Source organism: Rhodococcus sp. NPDC127593 (genome assembly GCF_042671975.1).
In the GTDB taxonomy this organism is placed as follows: Bacteria; Actinomycetota; Actinomycetes; order Mycobacteriales; family Mycobacteriaceae; genus Rhodococcus_F.
This window is the reverse complement of record NZ_JBHXWI010000072.1, coordinates 20,312-38,427: the sequence shown is the minus strand read 5'-3', so window position 1 is coordinate 38,427 and position 18,116 is coordinate 20,312. Positions and strand designations below refer to the sequence as shown.

Genomic DNA, 18,116 nt, shown 5'->3' with positions numbered 1-18,116 from the left:
TGACGCCGCTGATCGGGGTGCGCCACGCGTGCACCTCGACGGGTCGTGCACACGCCAGCTACTACCGTGCACACCCGAAACACGCTGGCATACAGGGTACTTCACCAACAATCCCCGAAGTCGGGCCGGCGAACGCTTCCGGGCGGGAGAGTGCGCAGCCGCGGGCATTGTCGAACGCGGAACGGGCACGGGCCCTCGAAGTACTGAACTCGCAGCGGTTCGCCGACATGGCTCCCGCGCAGGTGTATGCCACCCTCCTCGACGAGGGCATGTATCTGTGCAGTGAGTCGACGATGTACCGGATCCTGCGGGAGAAGAACCAGACCGGGGACCGCCGCCGGCAGGCCACACACCCACCGAAGGTGAAACCGGAACTGGTTGCTCATCAACCGAATTCGGTGTGGTCGTGGGACATCACCAAGTTGCACGGGCCGGCGAAGTGGACGTACTACTACCTGTATGTGATCTTGGACATCTACTCCCGGTACGTGGTGGGGTGGATGATCGCCTCCCGCGAGTCGAAGACGCTGGCCGAGCGCCTGATCGCCGAGACCCTCCGGGAGCAGAACATCGGCCGTGATCAGCTGACCCTGCATGCCGATCGGGGGTCGTCGATGACGTCCAAGCCGGTCGCGTTGCTGCTCGCCGACCTCGGGGTCACCAGGTCCCATTCACGCCCGCACGTGTCCAATGACAACCCGTTTTCGGAGTCGCAGTTTCGCACGATGAAGTACCGGCCGGACTTTCCCGGGCGGTTCGCCAACATCGAGGCCGCACGGATGCACGGCAAGGAATTCTTCGATTGGTACAACTTCGAGCATCGCCATTCCGGGATCGGCCTACACACCGCTGCCGACGTGCACTACGGGCGAGCCACGGAGGTGCGCCGCCGGCGTGGCATCGTCCTCGATACCGCCTACGCGGCGCACCCGGAACGATTCGTTCACAACCCACCGGAACCACCGGCACTTCCCACCACCACATGGATCAACAAACCACCCACCGAGGAGGAGAACCCGACACACTAAACCTGCCGAAGCACTGTCTCAGAAAGGTTGACAGGTTCCGAACCCTCGGGGGAGCGGGTCACGCCTCACCCGAGGGTTGATCACCGATTGTGGGTGACTCAAGCCTCGGCTCGGTTGGCTCCGTCGTAGCCCCACGGTAGGAGGCCGAGGGTGCGTGCGTGCTCACCGAAGCCCTCTTTTACACGGGCGACCAGACTGCTCGGTGTGTCGACCATGGCGTCGATCAAGTGGCCGGAGAGCGCGTCCAGATCCCCCGATGCCAGCGCGAGAGCTAGATCGGCCACAGCCGAGGCCGGGGTCCATGAGGTCCGGCCGGCGTTGAATGCGAGGGACTGGGCCAGATCGGTCTTGACGACGCCGGGCATGAGATCGAAGGCGAACAATCCACGGTCGCGGCCGGCCAGATGCAGCGAACCAGTGAGGCGTGCTACCGCGGCCTTGGTTCCCGGATAGGCCGTCGCGGTCTCGTAGGCACGCATGCCCCTACCGCTGTTAAGGTTGATGATCCGGCCGCCGCCGTTAGCGATCATGTGGCGGCCGATAGCCTGGGAAAGTTCGAAGGTGCCGCGGACATTGATCTCGTAGGTGCGCCACCACTCGTCCGGATCAGCCCCGAACACGTCAACGTCCTCGTCGAGGACACCCGCGTTGTTGACGAGGACATCCACCCGTCCGTGTGTTTCGACGATCTCCTCGACCCAACGGCGCAGCGCCTTCGGGTCCTCCAGAGAGGCGCGCTTCGATGAGCCGCGCTCGACAATGTGGCCTTCTTCTTCGAATGCGTCGGCGATTGCGGTGCCGATACCGCGCAAACCGCCCGTGACCACCGTGATCATTTGCCCCACGTCAGTTCTCCTCGTTCCTGCGGCCTTTTCCGGCCTGAATGGTGGCATCCGTTGGAGCCGCAATCAGTCTGTCCCGTACATCTGTTATCTGTCAACAGAAATTGTTGACAGATGACAGGCCGACTGATTGACTGTCGGCGCATCTGATGTGCTGCCGATCACACATTCATGGCGCAAGCCCGACAACCCCGACGCAAAAGAAGGATGGATCTGGATGAGGCGATCAAAGCGGCGAATCATGGGGCTGATGGCCGCGCTGTTGGTGGGAACGGTCCTTACAGCCTGCGGAGATGGGGGCTCGGGTGCGACCGCAGGTAGCGGCGACACGCTCAGGGTGGGCGTTTCCCAGGGGCCAGACTCGCTCGATCCCGCAATGGCGGTTTCTGAGCAGCTCTCCCAACGCTTTGGGTTGTGGGGTCTGTACGACAGACTCTTTACACTCGGCCCCGCCGGTGAAGTGAAGGGGATGCTGGTCAAGGAATGGAACTACTCCCAGGACGGGCTCACCCTCACACTCAATCTGCGCGACGGCGTCAAGTTCCATGACGGCACGCCGCTAGATGCTGAAGCAGTCAAGGCCAACCTCGACCGCTACCGCACCCTGACCTCACCGTTGGTGAAGGCACGGATGGGTGTCGTCACGGAGGTCATGGTTACCGCGCCGCTCCAGGTCGATCTCACCCTGACTTCGCCGGTGCCCCACGTACCCAACGTTCTGGCCGAGGCTGCTGGCTACATCATCAACCCGAAGGCACTCAAGGACGGATCGAATCTCGACCTCGAGACGTTCGGCTCCGGCCCCTACAAATTGACCAGCTTCAAGCCCGGCACATCCCTGGTAATGGAGCGCTCCGAGGACCCATACTGGGACGAGAAAGCCGGCAAGTTCAAGCGGATCGAGTACACCGGCTTCGCGGACTTCAAAGCAATGGAGAACGCGACGAACACGGGGCAGATTGACGTCGTCCAGTTCCTTCCCGAGTACGCCGAGGCGGTCAAGAATGCCCCGGGCATGCGGATCGAGTACTTTGACCAGGGCATCGGCCACGAATTCATCTTCAACACAAGCGTTGCCCCACTCGACGACCCGCTCGTGCGTCAGGCCATGAACTACGCAATCGATCGCAATACGATCACCGAGACCTTCTTCCCGAAGTCATTTCCGCGCTGGCAGTACGGCCGCGAGGGCCTTCCGGGCTACGACCCCGAGGTCGGCTCCACCTACTCCTACGATCCCGCAAAAGCCAAGGAACTTCTTGTCCAGGCCGGGCACCCGGACGGCGTCAACCTGGGAGAAGTCCTGGTCAGTGCATCCACTGTCACGGGACTGAATGATCTCCTGGAGCGCCAACTCAATGAAGCCGGATTCACGCTGACGATGACCAAGACGGACCCCTACCAAATCAACACGATCTTCGCCGAGGGCAAGCACGCTGCGAATCTCGGCTTCGTCACTTCGGCAACGTCGCCCTTCACTCACTTGGCGTACCGGTTCGGTCCTGGACCTCGCAATCCCGGCGGTACCACGGCGGAATACGGCGAGATCGTCAATGGCATGACCAACAAAAACTCCGACGAGGAGAACGCCGCCCTGTTCGCTAAGGCAGATCGGTACGTCGTCGAGAATGCATGGTCGCTCCCGATCGTCCGTTTCGCCAGCCCCTGGGTGATGAAAGAGAATCTCCGCGGACTCGACCAGGACAGTGACTACGCATCTTCTCATGGTCCGATCGACATGCGGTACGCCTACTTCGAGGAGTAGCGGGTTGGGTCGCGCCGACCCGGTCGCGACCAAGAAACAGATCGACTCGGACCGGTTCTTGACCGATCGGCCCCACCGACGCCAGCCCCAATCTGCGGCGGACTCCACTGTCGAAGGTATCAAGGCATCTGAGGGGCCGAGGTCGAGAGCCTGTGCGGCGAAGGAAGGTTGTGTCGAACCTCCGAGGACCAAATCGCGAAAGGTTACCGCCATCGAGGCTTCGATACCGTGTCGGCACCCTTACGTCGCGATCCCACGGCTCCGGTGGGATTTGTCCATTCCGGATTGATTGCTGCAGCGCCGCAAGCGTGCCGGGAAGGCACTGACCTCGATCGGCGCCATCTGCTACCTGTTCGGATCTCGCTCCGGCGGCTGGAGAAGCTCGTGGACTCGCTCGGCATCGCCTCACTGTCGAAGTCGCAGGTCATCGTGATGGCCAAGGGCCCCGACGCTCATGTGGAGGCGTTCCGGAGCTGACCACTAGATGCGGGACCGTACACGTTCATCGCCGCCGACGCCCTCCTCCTCATGGGCGGAGGACGGCGGGGGTGAACTGTACGCGCTGGTAAAAATGCTGGCGCGCTCGGTCTGCCACCAACCCAACGTGGATTCTATTTGTGCCCAATATGATCGGAACAGCAATGCGCTCGACGAGAGGCTGCCGAAGGTTGTCGACCACCTCGGCACCGCCCGGTCGGAGGTGCTGGCATCACGGGAATGCCAGTCGGGGAACCGATCTCGAGGTCGGCAGCGTCGTCGACTACGGCTTGACCGGCCTGGCTGAAAGTGCCGTTGGGCAAACTCGCGACCGAGCGCATGCGGTCGGCGGTCGGCGTCGCGGCGCTGGACAAGTGGACCCAAACCCACGCGGCGTCTGCCGACCCCTGCCGCACACGGGCACCGGAGCGTTGACCGATCCTGTTCATCGCGCACGGCCGCTGCCTCGGCCAGATCCGCTGCGAGACGGCCTACTCATCGCCGTCGTACGGTCCGCGCTGCGCGGCGCTGGGGGCAAGCCCCTGGTCGTCACCCCGCACTAGCTGCGGCATTTTGGCCACCGAGCTCACCAATGCCGGTATGAGCTGTAAGCGTTGATGGAGCCGCCACTCCACAGATGACTCTCCGCAACGTCACCTTCGTGTCGTCGACTCCAGGCACCAGCGGAGGCAGGGCGCTGACCGGTTCCGGGATCTTGGTTGCCACCGTGGACGAGTGGTGGTGGCTGATCGATCACCGGTCCGCCCCGGCGACGGACGGTGGTCGGAATTTCGATCAATCGAATACGGAGAGAATCGAATCTGAGTATCCGACAAGACGATAAGAATTTCGCACCGATGAGCGCGAGAAACCGCAGGCCGAGATCGCCGCCCGCTGAAAAGTCCGCCGAGAATCTGAACTATGGAAGGCATGGCCGGAGCGGGCACGGTTTCTCAACGTCCGGCCAGCGCGTGCGAAATGGTGATATGGCGCGATCGGTGAAGTGCGACGTGTCGGAGTGGTACATCTGCCGGACGCGGGATACGGGCCCCTGGTTCGACGGCAGAGATCACAATAATCTCATTCCCGACACAACCGATAACAGCGATATCCTCAAGAGGACGCCACCGATCCTTGAGAGCCTCATGGAGAGGTGAGTCTACGGTTGTATCCGATCTGGTCGTGCCGTCGGGACCAGTGCATAGCAACATGAGCCGACGGAGTGAGTAGTCCGTCCGATGGGTGAAGGTGATCCGCTCGACACTCAGCGGTACCCGCCGTCCCCGGCCGCCGAACTGGGTGAATCTGGTTTCGACGATGTGCAAGAGATCGGCCAGGGTGGATTTGGCGTGGTCTTCCGCAGCACGCAGGCGGACCTGGATCGCACGGTGGCCGTGAAGGTGCTTACCGTCGAACTCGACGAGGAGAACCGGGCCCGGTTCTTCCGGGAGCAGCGGGCGATGGGCCGGTTGACGGGGCACCCGAACATCGTCAACATTCTGCAGGTCGGTGCCACCGACAGCGGCCGTCCGTACATCGTGATGCCGTATCACCCGCAGGATTCGCTGGAGGTCCGAGTCCGGAAAGACGGTCCGCTAGCCCTGGACCAGGCCTTGCGCCTGGGGGTGAAGATGGCCGGTGCGGTGGAGTCGGCGCACCGGCTCGGGATCTTGCACCGGGACGTCAAGCCCGCGAACATCCTGCTCACCGACTACGGCGAGCCGGAGCTAGCCGATTTCGGTATCGCGCACATCGCCGGGGGTTTCGAGACCGCCACCGGTGCCGTTACCGGGTCGCCGGCCTACACCGCGCCGGAGGTGCTCGGCGGTGATCCACCGACCCCAACCGCCGACGTCTACGGGCTCGGCGCCACCCTGTTCAGTGCCCTGACCGGGCATGCCGCGTTCGAACGCCGCAGCGGTGAGCAGGTGGTCGCGCAGTTTCTGCGGATCACCACGCAGGAGGTGCCCGACCTGCGTGAGCACGGGATTCCCGAGGATGTGTCCGACACGATCGCCCGCGCGATGTCCCGTGAGCCCGGTCAGCGCCCGGCCACCGCCGCAGACTTCGGGGAATTGCTGCGAGGGCTGCAACGGCGCCACGGGTTCCCGGTCGATGAGATGGCCCTCCGCTTCGCCCCCGATGCAGAGGCCAGCGACCTGCGCCCAGCGTCAGGCGGTCGGTACCTTCCCAATGAATCCGCCTCTCGGAGCACCACCGGGAAACTTCCCCTGGAATTGACCAGTTTCGTCGGCCGCCGGCACGAGCTCACCGATGCGAGGAACCTGCTGGCCGGGTCGCGGCTGGTGACGTTGACCGGGATCGGCGGGGTGGGCAAGACGCGGCTGGCGATGCGGGTCGCGTCGGCGGTGCAGCGCGAGTTTGCCGACGGTGTGTGCCTGGTGGAGTTGGGTGAGTTGCGTGACGAGTCGTCGCTGGTCGATGCGGTGGCCGCCGCGGTGGGGGTGCGGGACCACTCGGCGACGCCGCTGCGTGAGGTCCTTCTAGAGCGCCTGACGGCACAGGAACTGTTGTTGGTTCTCGATAATTGCGAGCAGGTGGTGGATGCGGTCGCCGAACTCGCCGGCCATCTGCTGCGGGTGAGTCCGCGGTTGCGGATGCTGGCCACCAGCCGTGAACCCCTGGGCATCGGCGGGGAGGCGGTGCTGCGGGTCCCTCCGCTGGCCGTCCCGGATTCCGAGTGGCATCCCTCGCTGCGCGAGTTGCCCAAGTACGACGCCGTGTCGTTGTTCGTCGAGCGCGGCGCTGCCGCGGTTCAGGGGTTCGCGCTCACCGAGGACAACGCGGTGGCGGTGGCGGGGATCTGCCATCGTCTCGACGGATTGCCATTGCCAATCGAGTTGGCGGCGGCCCGGTTACGGGCGATGTCGCCCGAGCAGATCCTCGAGCGGCTGACCGACCGCTACACCCTACTCACTCGCGGTAGTCGGGGTGCGCCAACGCGGCAACAGACTCTGCGGTTGTGTATCGACTGGAGTTTCGAGTTGTGCACCGCCGTTGAACAACTGGTGTGGGGTCGGGTGGCGGTGTTCGCGGGAAGTTTCGAACTCGATGCCGCGGAGCAGGTGTGCGGAGCCGATCTGGCCACGGGCGAGTTGCTGGACACGCTGACGTCGTTGGTGGAGAAGTCGATCTTGATCCGGGAGGAGTACGGGTCAGTGGTGCGGATCCGGATGCTCGAGACCCTCCGCGAATACGGGTACGAGAAACTCGAACAGACCGGTGAGGCTGTGTCTTTACGTCGCCGCCACCGGGACTGGTACGAGGCGTTGGCGCTGGATGCGGAGGCCGAGTGGATCAGCGCCGATCAGCTCGACTTGATTGCCCGCCTGAGGAGGGAACAGCCGAATCTTCGTGAGGCCCTCGAATTCTGCGTCGATGACGATCCCGTTGCCGGCCTGCGCACCGCCGCCGCACTCTACTGGTTCTGGAGCTCCCAGGGCCTCTACAGCGAGGGGCGGCGCCTGCTCGCCCAGCTGCTCGACCGCCAGAGCGGCGCACCCACCCTCGGGTGGAGCAAGGCTCTCTTCTGTGCCAGCGTGATGGCCAACGTCCAGGGCGACCTCCGAGCCGGGACAGTGCTCGTCGAGGAGGGACGTACGTTCGCAGCGCAAACCAGCGATTCAATGATGCGCGCTCTCGTTGCCGATGCGGAGGGAATGCTGGGCCTTCTCAGTGGTGATCTCGTACATGCCCGCTCTCACCTCGAAGCCGCACTAGTAGAGTTCCGCGAACGCGGTTATCGAACGCTCGAAGTGGCCGCCCTGGTCGCGTTAGGGGCGGCCTATGGGCTGAGCGGCGCGACAGAGCAAGCAATCGCATGCCACGAACGTGTCCTCGCAATCACGGAGATGTACGGCGAGACGATGTATCGATCACATTCGCTGTGGGCCTTGGGAATTGTCATGTGGCGGCAGAGCGACACCAATCGCGCGGTGGAGCTTCTCGAACAATCGCTGGAGCTGACCAAGCAGGTGCACGGCCCCCGTCTGGCCGCAGCCTGCCTCGAGGCGCTGGCCTGGATCAGCTTCGACCAACACGATGCACTCCGGGCAGCAGTTCTGATGGGAGCCGCAGAAGGGCTGGCTCGGTCGTTAGGAAGCTCCGCGGTTATACATTCCAATCTGATTGTCTATCAGCAGGAGTATGACCAGAAGACCAGGCAGAAACTCGGGGACAAAGCATTCGGAGCGGCCCACCTCAAAGGTGAACAACTCGGCTTCGACGCAGCAATCGCCTACGCCCTCCATGAGCATCCACCCAGCGCCTCCACCCCCGCCATTGATCCGTCGCTGCGACTGACCAAACGGGAACGCCAAGTCGCCGACCTCATCGCGGAAGGCCTGACCAATCAGGCCATCGCCGACCGCCTCGTCATCTCACATCGCACTGCGCAAGGACATGTGGAGCACATCCTGGCCAAGTTGGGCTTCACCTCCCGGACCCAGGTCGCGGCCTGGGTCGTAGCGCGGACCCACGACTAGGCGTATCGAGGGGAAGCACCGGTGGACTCCGGCGAATATCGTCAAGCGCAGTCACGAGATCGACCATCGCCTGCCGTCACCGGGTCCAAGGAAAACCAGCTGACGCAGGGCCTCGGACCGAAACGTGCTCGTCGCCGGGCACCCGTTCATCGACGTGTGGGAGGCGGTCCGCCCGTCATATCTGACCGGTCATGAAGCGATCCTTCTCCGGAGAGGAATGCGGTCATTGGCACGAGTTCTGCTGGATGTCGCAGAGCTTGCCACCGAGCGGGATCATCGCTCGGAGTTTTGCGTCGTAAGCGGCGAGTCGCGCGGGAGAGATTTCGCTGCGGGTCTTGTCGTGGACTGTCCAGATCATCGGTGCTATCGCATTCGCGGTGATCTGAAGGGGGCCCACTCGCGGCAACCGAGCGCGTCCACGCCAAGATTTTCGCTGCAGCGCAGGCCGGCTTTCCGGGGTATCCGTTCATCCCGGCGGCGGAGGCGAGAATTGATAATCCGTCCGCCGCGGCCTTTCAGCGCGTTGCCCCGGGGCAGTGTCGGTCTCCTGGCAGGGACCGCCGGCGCGACTCCGGCTGCGTGGACGAGTACGAACCCGCCAAGGATCGCGGTGGCGGCTGCAACTACTTCGCCGACCGACTTACCGTCGGTAACGTCAGAGTGACGGAATGAAGCGCCCACCCCGTCCGCGATTGTCGAGCCGTCGGTTGCGGTGATATGCATGATATGACGCGGGCCGATACGGGCGAATGAGAGGACGATGCCTTCACCCATTCCGCTCGCCTCCGGTGGCGAGAAATCTCCGTCCGGCAGGATTAGTCATTGGTCTGGCTCCGTTCGTTTTGTGTGACCCCTCACCCTGTGAGGTGCGGTAAGTGGTGGAAAGGGAACCAGCCTTCTGTCAACAGACGACATTTTCGAGTATGCTGGGGTATTGACGGGTCGCATTGGGTGTTCGGCCGATGTTCGATGCTCGAGTACACTGTCAACAGTGATTTGAGAACGGTTGGCTCATCGAAGGGGCGGTAATGGCGGCGAGTGGCACATCGGTTGCGGATTCGACGGGCATGCTCTCGCGGGTGCCCCTGCGTGACCAGGTCGTAGAGGTCTTGCGGGATATGATCGTTCGAGGGGTCCTTGAGTCCGGGACGAGGATAAATGAGGTCGAACTGGCCGCCAGGCTGGGAATCAGCCGCGGGCCGCTCCGCGAGGCAATCCAACGACTCAGTGCCGAAGGCTTGATCGATTCTCAACGTAACCGGGGTGCTTTCATCCGGGAGATCACCGTCGAGGACGTCCGCCACATGTACGAGTTGCGCCAGGTGCTGGAGGTGACCGCCGCGAAGTTCGCGGCGGCCCGCGCGACCGACAGTGACATCGCCGAACTCGACGAGCAGATTGAGGAGGCGGATCGTCTTCTCGCGGCGAAATCCGCCACGGCCTATCCGGTCGAGTCCGACTTTCACCTCACGGTGCTCCGGCTCGCGAAGAACCCATACCTGGAGCAGGCCGGCGGCGAGCTGCAGGTCCAGTTGCGTCTTGCGCGTCTTCGCGCTGGAGGTTCCCCCGAGCGGGCTCGGGAGGCACTCAATGAGCATCGTGACATTCTCGCCGCCATCGCGGCCCGGGATGTCCGGGCCGCCGGCAAGGCAATGACATTGCACCTGCGCAATTCCCTCAGTCGGTTCACGGCGATGGCTGCTGATACCGGCGAATCCTGACCAAATCCTGACCAAATCCTGACCAACCCCCTGCCTAGCCGAGTGCACACGCATGTCACGGCAATAGTCGTTGCGTGCCCGTGTCCAAGTTGATCGTCTTGAGTTCGAAGTACGCTTCAACGCCCCCGGCCGATGTCTCGTCCGATGCCCGAGACTTTGACTCCACCGAAGGGTGCCCCGGTGTTGAGGGAATGCACTGATATTGAAGGTGCCGGTCCGGACCGAGCGGGCGAGGTATAGGGCTGAGGCCGGATTCTGGGTGACGACCGCGCCGTGTGGTCCGTAGTCCGAGTCATTGGCGATGACAATTGTGGGCTATACAGTCGCATCAGTCCCCACACCATGCTGGTGCGGCGCTATATGCGGCTTGGCCAGGAGGCGCATTCAGGCTGATGCTGTCTAACCCGGCCGCCGAGCCTGATGATGATGACCGAACCCTCTTTCCGTGTTTGATCATCCCAGGGATCGCCACTTCCATGGAGTGCCAGACGCCGGTGGGCATGGTGTCGATTCCGTCGAACCAAGCCGGTCGCTGTGTTCCCGCATTGATGATCGGCACGATGCGGGCGTCGGGAAGGACCGGTTGACCGCACTCATCAATGGTGGCCTGATAGGTCGCTACGAGTGAGTCTCGGTCGCGCATCCGCGATCGCGGCTACGATTCGTCCCCCGACACCCTCGGTTAGGAGACGTCTCGTCGAGATCCTACTTAGTCGCCATCGGGTAGAAAGACGCTCGGGATTTCCTCGCGGATGCCGACAGCGATGATCGCGGCGCCCGCCTAGGCCATCCGGATCGCGGGCGATGACGATGACCCTGTCATCCACTCGTCCTATAGGGTTCGTCCTTCGTCGGCGACTGGAAGGGGTGAGAGTCGTGCCTAAATGTTGCCTAAATGCCAAGCACGAGCCGGCCGCAGGCAGCGCGCGAGACGCATACAAACATGCGGTCGTTCGCGGCCTGTTCGGCGGTTGTCATGATGGAGTCGCGATGCGTCACTTCTCCTGCCAAAACAGGGGTTTCGCACGTTCCACAGGTTCCGTCCTGGCAGGAGGAGTAAACCTCGACGTCGGCGTCCTCAAGGACCTCGAGGACGGATTTGTCCGGGGGTACAACGAGGATCATCCCACTCTCGGCGAGTTCGACTTCGAACGAGCCGGCATCCGGCTCGTCGCCGAAGTCCTTCGGCTCGAATCGCTCCATGTGCACGATTCCGGCAGGCCAGGTGGCAGTGCGATCCTCGATGGCCTGCAACAGAGGACCGGGGCCGCAGCTGTAGACGAGCGTGTCCGTACGGGGTGTGCGGAGCAGGGCGTCGAGGTCGATCAGACCGACTTCGTCCTGGGGATAGAGGGTCAGCCGACCGCCGGCAATCGCGGCAAGTTCGTCTACGAAGCACATTGAAGCCCTGGTGCGGCCGCCATAGTGAAGTTCCCATTCCGCACCGGCAGCCTCGGCTGCGGTGATCATCGGCAGAATCGGGGTCACCCCGATTCCACCAGCGATGAAGACATAGCGGGGTGACGGCTGTAGGGGGAAATGGTTACGCGGACCGCGAACTACTACCTCAGAGTTGCAGTGCAGGTTGTCGAACACGTACACCGAACCGCCTCGGCTCTGTGGGTCCCGCAGTACGCCGACACGATAGACGCTCCGATCGGTCGGGTCACCGCACAGAGAGTACTGACGTGTGAGGCCGTCGGAGAGGCACAGGTCGATGTGGGCTCCCGGTTCCCATTGTGGCAAGGGTTTGCCCGTCGGGTCTTCCAGCTCGAGAACCACCACGTCGTCAGCGCCGATGTCGCGTCTGCGGGCGCGAAGGTGAAGTTCGGCTTCGTCGTGGCCAGGTTCTGCCATCGGGAGCTCCTTGTGTGTGGGGTTTCGGTAGTGAGGTCTCTGGCCGCCGGGAAGGGCGGAATGAGGAAGAATTCCGTCACGTATGAAGTCAACTGTAGAGTGCCGGCAGTCACATGACAAGACAGCAGTGATCAGTAATCTGTTGACAATTGGCAGTTTGGTGGTCAAGCTCAGGTGTGCCGCCTGTCACAGTCGACCGTTCGGCGGGGGCGCAAGAGCCGCACACGAGGAGTGAGACATGGAGCAACAGAACCTCACACGAAGCGAGACCACGGTCGACTGGGTGCCTGAGGAAAATGACTTTCCTGATGGAGTACGCAGTCCTGAATGGATCAATGAGCTTACGAGACTGCGGGAAGGATGCCCTGTTGCCCATTCAGACATGTTCGGCGGCTTTTACTCCCTGACCCGGTATGTGGACGTATCGAAGGCAGCCCTTGACTTCAAGACTTATCGGGCCGGCCGACCGTTCGTTCGTGTGCCTGGCATGAAGGGGCTTATCCCCAGTGGTCTCAATCCTCCGGAGCACGGCATCTATCGTCGTGTGCTCAACAAGTACTTCACCCCTGAGCGGATGGACGCGATCCGGCCGCGGTTGCGCCAGTACGTCATCGAAGGTCTCGATCCGCTGCTAACGAAGCGGGCTGGTGACGTCGTGCAAGAGCTATGCCAGCCGTATCCCGCTCGTGCGCTCTCTGCTCTGATGAACCTCGGTGAGGACTCGCACGTTGAGCTTCTCTCGCACTTCGCCCGGTTCGCGGAGGTGGGCTGGGATCCGGACGCCATGAACGAACTCATGTTCACGGTGTTCGCCGAGCACATCACCAATGTGGTTGCGGAGCGTCGTCTGCAGCCGCTGGACCCCGAGCAGGACATCCTCAGTGGGATCATGGCCATGGATGTCGGCGGCGAGCCGATCCCCAACGAGACCGTGGTTGCTGTTGGTGTTGCCCTCATCGGTGCCGGCCATGCAACCACGGCCGATGCACTCAGCACCTCGATCTATCGGCTTGCAGTCGATCCCTATCTACAGGCACGGCTGCGTCGCGAGCCGGAACTCATTCCCCAGGCTGTCGAGGAATTTCTCCGCCTCGAATCGCCACTTCCCGAGCGCGGTCGGTTCGCAAACACCGATATCGAGTTGCATGGTGCCACGATCCCGGAGGGTTCACTCGTTGCACTCAACTACGGTGCAGCGAACCTCGACCCGGAGGAGTTCGACCACCCCGAGGCGTGCATCATCACTCGCAGCCCGAACCGTCACCTCGCTTTCGGTCACGGTGCGCACAAGTGCGCGGGCGCGCCGTTGGCGCGGGTGGAACTTGCAGTGGCACTGACCGAGCTCCTCGCGCGAACACAGAATTTCGAACTCGCAGGACCCACCCAGAATGCGGAGGGCTTGATGCTCAACGGCATCTCGACGCTCCCGCTGAGGGCGACCCCTGCATAGGTTGCGGCCGCCACCTACACCTGTGTCTCGTGACTAAACGTGAGCTAACCCGAGCTATTTCTTTTTCAGGAGAATGCGTATGATCAGCCCCCCGTCGCGCCGTGCGGAGTCCTGGTCGCAGAACATTCTCATCGACGGTGAGCCTGGGCGCCGCCTCCACGGTCCCGACCATATCGTCGTCGGTGATCCGGCCACGGATGAGACACTGACAGAACTGCGTGCAGCATCCTCACCCCAGGTCGGTCAGGCCTTCGAGGCCGCCCGGCGGGCATTCGAGTCCGACGCCTGGAAAGACCGGGGACTGCTGCGCCGACAGTTCATCGTGTCGCCGAAAAGCCTTGCATGAGTGCCCTCGGAGACGGCCGACTGCCTGGCAAAATCGTCCTGATTACCGGCACCGGGGGATCGATCGGACGAGAAGCGGCTCGTCTATTCGCTGCGCACGGAGCAACAGTGGTGGGCTGTGACCTCGACCCGGCGACGTCCCAGGAAAGCGTGCGACTACTCGACGAGCAAGGACTGGAACTACATGCCAGGGCTCCGGTCGAGCTCCGGGACCGGCGACAGGTCAACGACTGGGTGGACGGTGCACTCGCCATCCACGGTCGGATCGACGTCGTCTACAACAATGCGGTCCGCGCTCGAAAGCTGCCGTTCGAGCACACCGGAGAGGACGATCTCGACTTCACCTTCGGCAATCAGTTCCAGTTGACATGGAATATCTGCCAAGCGGTATGGCCACACTTTGTCGACCAAGGTTCCGGTGTAATCGTCAATTCCTCGTCGGTATCCGCGGTGTTGGGCTCGAAGGGTTTGCCCTATGCCGCGCACGGCGCCGCAAACGCCGCGATCTTGTCGTTGACCCGCCAACTCGCGGCGGAGGGCGGCCCACTCGGCATCCGGGCGAACAGTCTCACCATCGGGATCATCGACACACCCCCGGTGCGACGATTGACCGTCCAGCTGGGAGAGAACTCCCCGTACGCCGGGCTGATCGGTGCGACCGCCACAGGATCACCGGGTACACCGCTGGATGTGGCCTACGCGGCCCTGTACCTAGCCTCCGACGAGTCCCGATGGGTCACCGGCACTAGCCTCGTGGTCGACGGTGGGGCGACGGTGCTGTTGTAATTGATACGCCGAGGTCAGTTCGCCTGCTGCGCGTTCGCCATGTTGAACCAGCTCGCCACCTGAGTCCGGGAGGTGAAACCGAGCTTGGCCAAGATGTGATCGACGTGTGACTCGGCAGTCCGCTGGGAGATTACCAATTGAAGTCCGATTTCCTTGTTGGACAATCCATCCGCGATCAATGACGCCACTTCACGCTCCCGGGGGGTGAGGGAGTCCCGGGTGGTTACACGACCGTGCCGCTCCGAGTGGAGCGCGGGGCAGGGCTCGTCGAGCGCGAATGCGATCGCGGAGTCGTAATCGAACCCGCGTCCGGTTTCGACCGCCGTGCGCATCTTGTCGGCGCGGAGGGTCTTCTCAAGGACCTTCGCGTAGGAATCGAGTCGTTGGCCGCGCCCAGGCAAAGCGTTGGAAGGAAGCCCGATGGCGGTGTAGGCAGCCCGGGCAGCCCCGACCAACATCGCGGCACGGTGCGGGTTCGAGGAGGCGGTGACCACGGCGAGGGACTCCAGGCATATCGCAATTCCAAGCCGGTCGTCCAGAGCTAGCTTGAGGCGGAGACTATCCTGCACGTGCCGGACCGCCTGTTCCAGATCGCCAGCGTGGAAGGCGAGAAGGCCGGCATTCGTTAGTGAAAATGCGCGGAAGTACACCTCGCCGGTCCGCTCCGAGACTGCCATAACTTCACGATGGCACGCCAGGCCTAGTTCGATGACCTCCGTCAGCTCACAGGCGACACCCAGCGGACACAGGGTCTGCAACAGTCCGTAGTCGTCACCGAGCGTGCGAAAACCCGCAGCGGCACTCTCGAGGTGCGCGAGTGCCTTGTGCACCTCGCCGGAGTACAACGCGTGGACTCCGCGTGCCTGATCGAGCACGGGTCGGGCGGTACCGCCCAGCAGGTGTGCTACACGTGTGGCCTCCTCCAACAGCAGCCGGCAGGACTCGTCGTGACCGCTGATCGAGTCCAACCACACACCGACGTGGAGTGCCTGGAGCCGGGCAGGTGTCGGATCCGTGGACGCGGCGAGGAAGCGATTGAGCCACGTGCTGCCCTCGCTGGTGAGACCGAAAGCCGACCACAAGGTCAGCAGATGCGCCGTCATCGTCAGGCCGACCTCGATCCCGTCCCGCGAGTCGATGCAGAATTGGAGTGCGGCCCTGAAGTTAGAGTGCTCACGGTGCAACCGTTGGAGCCAGAGAACCTGCCGATCGCTGAGCCACTCTTGGCTGACGCGCGTCGCCAGATCGGCGTGGAAAGCAAGGTGCGCACGTTGGAGTGCCTCCCGCCGTCCGGATTTGACCAGGCGGTGTTCGCCGTACTGCCGGATCACCTCCAGCATTCGGTATCGGATCCGGCCGGAATACTCCTCGCGGATGAGGATCGACTTTTCGACCAGGGAAAGCACGTCGTCGAGTAACTCGTCTCCCGCTCGATCAGGCTCGAGTGCGCAGACGGCATCGAGTTCGAAACCGCCGGAGAATACCGCGAGGTTCGCCCACAGCGCCCGTTCGTCCGGGGTGCACAGGTCGTAACTCCAGTCGATGCAGCTCCGCAGCGTCCGTTGCCGGTCGGGCATTCCACGAGGCCCGGTGGTCAGCAACTGGAACCGGTCTTGCAAAAGGTGTGCGATCTGCGCGGGAGCCAGACCTCGTAGGCGCACGGCAGCGAGTTCCAGCGCAAGCGGGATGCCCTCGAGGTAGCGGCATATCGTGACCACCTCACCCACATTGTCGTCGGTGAGCTCGAACTCGGGTACTACGGCGCGTGCACGATCGAGAAAGAGCGACACACTCTCCGTCAGTGCAGCGGCGGCGACGGTCGCGGTTCCCGCCTCGGGCACGGAGAGTGGGGGAACCGACAGGACATGTTCGCCGGCGCTGCCAAGCGCTTGGCGACTCGTCGTGAGCACATGCAACCCTGGACACGTGCGCAGGAGGTGCGTCACCAGCTCGGCGCAGGCGTCCACCAGGTGCTCGCAGTTGTCCAGGATCAGAAGGGCCCTGCGCTCGGCCAGGAACCCGCCGAGGTCCGCGAGCAGGTCGTGGGACCGGGGCCCGCGGAGCCCGAGCGTGTTCGCCACAGTGCTCGAGAGCAGCGACGCGGACTCCAGCGGCGCCAATTCGACGAACCACATCCCGTCCGGAAACGCGCGCCGGACCTCGCTCGCGCCTCGTAGCGCCAGCCGAGTTTTTCCGACTCCGCCGGGGCCGGTCAACGTCACCAGGCGCGCGGTCGCCAGCGTACGTTTCAGTGCCGGGCGGATCTGGCGGCGACCCACAAAGCTCGTCACATCGGACGGGAGATCATCCGATCGGCGTGGACTGGAATCTGTGGGCAGAGGCACACTGCAGTCTACTGCGCGCGGCGTACAGCCCTATCTGATCGCCAAGGTAAGGCTGGGAGGTAAGCAGAGCTCGGAAGGAGTCGATCGAACGAAGATACGTATCCGTCTACGTATTCTGCGGATGTCGGACTCCACCGAAAAGGGTGCAATGTGATTCGCACCATAAATCGTCTGCTCATCGGAGGATCCCAATGCACTCGCTCACCCCCGAATACCGTGACCTCTTCATCGGGGGTCGGTGGGTCGCCACCTCCTCGAACGAGTGCATCGAGCTGGTATCACACCACACAGGAAGCGCACCGACGGACTTTCTTCTTCCGTCTGTGCTCGACATCGATGACACGGTGGACATCGCGCACCTCGCCTGCCACGGTGAGCCGTGGACATCAATGACGTTCTCCGAACGCCTGGCACTGGCGGGTCGGCTGCTTGACACGTTCGATCGGCAAAGGGACCGGTGGGCGAGGTACACCGTAGCGGAGAACGCCGCGCCGGGACCCTTCTCGAAGGACATGGACGCACCTCTTCCAGGTAGGCGGGAGGACGGCACGGAGGCGGCAGCGCCTACCACACCCCTCGGGGTCGTCGTGATCGTTCCATGGACCGGCGCTTCGGCAGTGGCACTGGTGACGGAGGTGGCGAACACCCTCGCCGACGGAGGCGCGGTGATCGTGAACCTAACCGCAGACTCGGTACGAACCGGCCGGCTCATCGGTGAGCTGGTGGTCGAGGCGGGTGTTCCGGAAGGCATGGTCAGTGTCTTGACCGCCACCGCGCCGGTGAGCAAATACTTGGTGACCCATCCGGACGTGGACCGGTTGGCCGTGGTCGGTGCCGAGACGAGCAGGCAGACCACGGTGGCCGCCTGAGAGCCCGAGGGCACCCGAGCCCGGGAAGGTGCTCAGATCTCCGGCAACATTGCGGTCCGCTCGATCGAGTCGGTGCCGTCACCAGCACGGCCGGGGTCGAGTCACCGGCGCGGCCGGGGTCGATAC

The 18,116-nt window shown here is 63.2% G+C and carries 13 protein-coding genes and 1 pseudogene; 10 read left to right on the top strand and 4 right to left on the bottom strand.

From position 1 onward, the window contains the following. The coding region (locus ACFVJ3_RS42100) for an IS3 family transposase (RefSeq protein WP_378457705.1) at window positions 1-1,028 on the top strand (1,028 nt) is incomplete at its 5' end. Between the two features lie 98 nt (window positions 1,029-1,126). Here the strand turns inward: ACFVJ3_RS42100 and ACFVJ3_RS42095 are convergent. After that, the gene (locus ACFVJ3_RS42095) at window positions 1,127-1,864 is read right to left on the bottom strand and encodes an SDR family oxidoreductase (RefSeq protein ID WP_378457704.1); all 738 of its coding nucleotides are present in this window, start codon (window positions 1,862-1,864) and stop codon (window positions 1,127-1,129) included. Between the two features lie 256 nt (window positions 1,865-2,120). Here ACFVJ3_RS42095 and ACFVJ3_RS42090 point away from each other — a divergent pair, with 256 nt between their 5' ends. The 3 genes and pseudogenes from ACFVJ3_RS42090 to ACFVJ3_RS42080 all read left to right on the top strand — a co-directional run bounded on the left by ACFVJ3_RS42090 (window position 2,121) and on the right by ACFVJ3_RS42080 (window position 8,617). Further along, window positions 2,121-3,635, top strand: a complete 1,515-nt coding sequence (locus tag ACFVJ3_RS42090; RefSeq protein ID WP_378457703.1) for an ABC transporter substrate-binding protein — start codon at window positions 2,121-2,123, stop codon at window positions 3,633-3,635. A 201-nt stretch (window positions 3,636-3,836) separates the two neighbouring features. Beyond that, window positions 3,837-4,178: pseudogene (locus ACFVJ3_RS42085) on the top strand (transposase); the annotation flags it as partial. Window positions 4,179-5,350: 1,172 nt separating this feature from the next. Beyond that, on the top strand, window positions 5,351-8,617 hold the full coding sequence (locus ACFVJ3_RS42080; protein ID WP_378457702.1) for a protein kinase: 3,267 nt from the start codon (window positions 5,351-5,353) through the stop codon (window positions 8,615-8,617). Between the two features lie 223 nt (window positions 8,618-8,840). Here ACFVJ3_RS42080 and ACFVJ3_RS42075 read toward each other — a convergent pair whose 3' ends face one another. Next, on the bottom strand, window positions 8,841-8,975 hold the full coding sequence (locus tag ACFVJ3_RS42075; RefSeq protein WP_378457701.1) for a hypothetical protein: 135 nt from the start codon (window positions 8,973-8,975) through the stop codon (window positions 8,841-8,843). Between the two features lie 670 nt (window positions 8,976-9,645). On the opposite strand from ACFVJ3_RS42075, the gene ACFVJ3_RS42070 reads away from it, so the two are divergent. Then, the gene (locus tag ACFVJ3_RS42070; protein WP_141470110.1) at window positions 9,646-10,338 is read left to right on the top strand and encodes a GntR family transcriptional regulator; all 693 of its coding nucleotides are present in this window, start codon (window positions 9,646-9,648) and stop codon (window positions 10,336-10,338) included. An 891-nt stretch (window positions 10,339-11,229) separates the two neighbouring features. On the opposite strand, the gene ACFVJ3_RS42065 is transcribed toward ACFVJ3_RS42070, so the two are convergent. Further along, window positions 11,230-11,826 carry a flavin reductase family protein gene (locus ACFVJ3_RS42065; protein ID WP_378457700.1) on the bottom strand — a complete coding sequence of 199 codons (597 nt, stop codon included), beginning with the start codon at window positions 11,824-11,826 and terminating at the stop codon, window positions 11,230-11,232. A gap of 51 nt (window positions 11,827-11,877) precedes the next feature. Between ACFVJ3_RS42065 and ACFVJ3_RS42060 the strand changes: the two genes are divergently transcribed. From ACFVJ3_RS42060 to ACFVJ3_RS42045, 4 genes are all read left to right on the top strand, one after another. Next, window positions 11,878-12,312, top strand: coding sequence for a hypothetical protein (locus ACFVJ3_RS42060; RefSeq protein ID WP_378457699.1), 435 nt, complete (start codon window positions 11,878-11,880; stop codon window positions 12,310-12,312). A 121-nt stretch (window positions 12,313-12,433) separates the two neighbouring features. After that, window positions 12,434-13,645 carry a cytochrome P450 gene (locus ACFVJ3_RS42055; RefSeq protein ID WP_378457698.1) on the top strand — a complete coding sequence of 404 codons (1,212 nt, stop codon included), beginning with the start codon at window positions 12,434-12,436 and terminating at the stop codon, window positions 13,643-13,645. A gap of 79 nt (window positions 13,646-13,724) precedes the next feature. Continuing rightward, a complete protein-coding gene (locus tag ACFVJ3_RS42050) occupies window positions 13,725-13,991 on the top strand; it encodes a hypothetical protein (RefSeq protein ID WP_378457697.1) in 267 nt (88 codons plus the stop codon). Continuing rightward, window positions 13,988-14,776, top strand: a complete 789-nt coding sequence (locus ACFVJ3_RS42045; RefSeq protein ID WP_378457696.1) for an SDR family NAD(P)-dependent oxidoreductase — start codon at window positions 13,988-13,990, stop codon at window positions 14,774-14,776. The genes ACFVJ3_RS42050 and ACFVJ3_RS42045 overlap by 4 nt, the downstream gene beginning before the upstream one ends. Window positions 14,777-14,790: 14 nt before the next feature. On the opposite strand, the gene ACFVJ3_RS42040 is transcribed toward ACFVJ3_RS42045, so the two are convergent. Then, window positions 14,791-17,067 carry an ATP-binding protein gene (locus ACFVJ3_RS42040; RefSeq protein ID WP_378457695.1) on the bottom strand — a complete coding sequence of 759 codons (2,277 nt, stop codon included), beginning with the start codon at window positions 17,065-17,067 and terminating at the stop codon, window positions 14,791-14,793. A 377-nt stretch (window positions 17,068-17,444) separates the two neighbouring features. Between ACFVJ3_RS42040 and ACFVJ3_RS42035 the strand changes: the two genes are divergently transcribed. Next, window positions 17,445-17,990 (top strand): aldehyde dehydrogenase family protein, encoded by a 546-nt coding sequence (locus tag ACFVJ3_RS42035; protein ID WP_378457694.1) that lies wholly within the window; start codon window positions 17,445-17,447, stop codon window positions 17,988-17,990. Window positions 17,991-18,116: the final 126 nt, after the last annotated feature.